3 protein-coding genes are annotated in these 2,752 nt (G+C 58.1%); all 3 read left to right on the forward strand.

The window, feature by feature from the left end:
- The first annotated feature begins 177 nt into the window (after positions 1-177).
- Genes pssA through msrQ form a run of 3 tightly spaced genes read left to right on the forward strand, consistent with a single transcriptional unit; the run spans position 178 to position 2,726 of the window.
- Positions 178-1,032, forward strand: coding sequence for a CDP-diacylglycerol--serine O-phosphatidyltransferase (pssA, locus tag JFT80_RS21160; RefSeq protein ID WP_201149208.1), 855 nt, complete (start codon positions 178-180; stop codon positions 1,030-1,032).
- 60 nt (positions 1,033-1,092) lie between these two features.
- Complete coding sequence (msrP, locus tag JFT80_RS21165; protein ID WP_122839052.1) at positions 1,093-2,106, forward strand: protein-methionine-sulfoxide reductase catalytic subunit MsrP; 1,014 nt, start codon at positions 1,093-1,095, stop codon at positions 2,104-2,106.
- Positions 2,106-2,726 carry a protein-methionine-sulfoxide reductase heme-binding subunit MsrQ gene (gene msrQ, locus JFT80_RS21170; protein ID WP_201149209.1) on the forward strand — a complete coding sequence of 207 codons (621 nt, stop codon included), beginning with the start codon at positions 2,106-2,108 and terminating at the stop codon, positions 2,724-2,726. The genes msrP and msrQ overlap by 1 nt, the downstream gene beginning before the upstream one ends.
- Positions 2,727-2,752: the final 26 nt, after the last annotated feature.

Raw genomic sequence — 2,752 nt, forward strand, 5'->3', positions numbered from 1 at the left:
CAACAAGATCGTCGACAAAGCCAAAAACTAAGTCGTCGTCCCTTGTACAAAAAACGCGGCCTCGGCCGCGTTTTTTCGTTTGCGCCGGTGGTTCTGGTATAAAGCTGCATCGTTTGTGGCCGAACCGTCGTCCCAGACACCTGTCGAATTTTTCCAAACCGTTGCAAGGTAATGTCCATGAGCGAACGTCCCGAAGAGCCGAACAAGGCTTCTGACGCCGAAAGCCTGCTGCCCATCGATGAACACATCGAAGAAGGGCACGACGCAGAAGGTCGTAAAGTCCGGCATCGTGGTATCTATCTGCTGCCGAATTTGTTCACCACTGCGAATCTGTTCGCAGGTTTCTATTCCATCATCAATTCGATGAGTGCGCAGGCTGCCTTGAGTGCTGGTGATGCAGCGAACGCGAGCAAGTATTTCGCGTTTGCGGCGATCGCGATTTTCGTCGCAATGGTGCTCGACGGCCTCGACGGTCGGGTTGCGCGCATGACCAATACGCAAAGCGCGTTTGGTGCCGAGTACGACTCGCTGTCGGACATGGTCGCATTCGGTGTTGCGCCGGCGTTGCTGGCCTTCGGCTGGGCACTGGGCGACATGGGCAAGGTCGGCTGGATGGTCGCCTTCATCTATGTAGCAGGTGCAGCCTTGCGTCTGGCCCGTTTCAACACCCAGGTCGGTACGGCGGACAAGCGCTACTTTATCGGGCTTGCCAGTCCGGCAGCTGCTGGCGTGGTGGCGGGGATTGTCTGGGCGTTCAGCGATTACGGGATTCAGGGCTCCAGGATGTCGTTCCTGGTCGCGCTGATGGTGGCGGCAGCCGGGATGCTGATGGTCAGCAACATCAAGTACAACAGCTTTAAAGAGCTGGACTTGAAAGGGCGGGTGCCGTTCGTGGCAATCCTGGCCGTGGTGCTGGTGTTCGCAGTGGTATTCAGTGATCCGCCGCGTATTCTGTTACTGGTGTTCCTTGCTTACGCAGCCTCTGGTCCGGTGCAATATCTATTAAGACTTCGCCGGAACAAAAACGCCTGATATCCCTCATACTCCGCAGTCTAATTTGGTGCATCTGTCCTCCAAAACTGCGGAGTAGCCATGCTGATCAAGATCCCCCAGGCGTCTGACTGCCATGAGTCGGACGTCACGCCTCAATCCCTGTATTTATCTCGACGTAACGTCCTTGGCGCTGCCGTTGCCGGATTGGCCGTTGGCAGCCTGCCGCGTTGGGTCAGCGCCGAAGAGGCGTCCCGCTACGCCGACGTCGAGCCTGGCAAGGCGCCTTCCTGGTTCTCCGAGAAACTTCCCGCTACGCGTTGGGGTGCGGTGACAGTCAAGGATGAGGCGATCACGCCATTCAAGGATGCGACCCACTACAACAACTTTTATGAGTTCGGCACCGAAAAAGGCGACCCCGCGGCGAACGCGGGCGCGCTGAAGACCGAACCCTGGAGTGTGGTTGTAGACGGGGAGGTGGGTAAGCCGGGGCGGTACGCGCTGGAAGACTTCATGAAGCCCTATCAGCTGGAAGAGCGCATTTACCGCCTGCGTTGTGTGGAAGCCTGGTCGATGGTCATTCCCTGGCTTGGCTTTCCCCTCTCGGCATTGCTCAAACAGGTGGAGCCGAGCGCCAGTGCCAGGTACATCCGCTTCGAAACCTTGCAGGACCCCAAGACCATGCCCGGACAGCGTTCCGGTTTCGCCTTGATCGACTGGCCCTATGTCGAAGGTTTGCGCCTGGATGAGGCGATGAATCCGCTGGCGATTCTTGCGGTGGGCATGTACGGGCGCGAGTTGCCCAACCAGAACGGTGCGCCGCTGCGGTTGGTGGTGCCCTGGAAGTATGGCTTCAAGAGCATCAAGTCCATTGTGCGGATCAGCCTGGTCAGCGAGCAGCCCAAGACGACCTGGCAGAGTCTTGCCGCAGATGAATATGGCTTTTACGCGAACGTGAATCCAACGGTCGATCACCCACGCTGGACCCAGGCCCGCGAGCGGCGCCTGCCCAGTGGCCTGTTCAAGCCGAACGTGCGGGACACCCAGATGTTCAACGGCTACTCGGAAGAAGTCGCTTCTCTATATACAGGGCTCGATTTGCGGAAGAACTACTGATGCGTTTCCCGTACTGGCGAATCGGCGTGTTCATCGCCGCCGCCGTCTGGCCGGTCTTGTGGTTGTACCAGGCCTGGGCAGATGTGCTTGGGCCTGATCCCGGTAAGGTGCTGGTTGATCGCCTGGGGCTGGGTACCCTCATACTGCTGCTGGTCACGCTGGCGATGACGCCACTGCACAAACTCAGCGGTTGGGCGGGGTGGATCGCCGTGCGCCGCCAGCTCGGATTATGGTGTTTTGCCTATGTGGTCCTGCATCTGTGCGGGTATATGGCATTTATCCTTGGGTTTGACTGGTCGCAGCTGGGTGTCGAGTTGCGCAAGCGGCCTTACATCATTGTCGGGGCCCTGGCATTTCTCTGCCTGCTCGCAATGGCCGTGACGTCGAACCGATACAGCCAGCGCCGATTAGGCGCTCGCTGGAAGAAGCTGCATCGATTGGCCTATGTGGTGCTCGGGCTTGGTTTGCTGCATATGTTGTGGATTGTGCGTGCTGATCTTGAAGAGTGGGCCATCTACGCATCTATAGGAGGGCTGCTTTTGGTAATGCGGCTGCCTGTTGTGTCCCGTCGAATACCGCGGTTATGGGCTAAAAAGGCCTCTTCTGCCAGGAAGGCGTAATTAGGCCTTGACGGCAGATTTCAGAT

The sequence above is a fragment of the Pseudomonas sp. TH10 genome, from assembly GCF_016651255.1.
In the GTDB taxonomy this organism is placed as follows: Bacteria; Pseudomonadota; Gammaproteobacteria; order Pseudomonadales; family Pseudomonadaceae; genus Aquipseudomonas.

Coding starts and splice junctions, on each gene's coding strand:
- pssA (WP_201149208.1), top strand. CDS start 178: ATGAGCGAACGTCCCGAAGAGCCGAACAAGGCTTCTGACGCCGAAAGC.
- msrQ (WP_201149209.1), top strand. CDS start 2,106: ATGCGTTTCCCGTACTGGCGAATCGGCGTGTTCATCGCCGCCGCCGTC.
- msrP (WP_122839052.1), top strand. CDS start 1,093: ATGCTGATCAAGATCCCCCAGGCGTCTGACTGCCATGAGTCGGACGTC.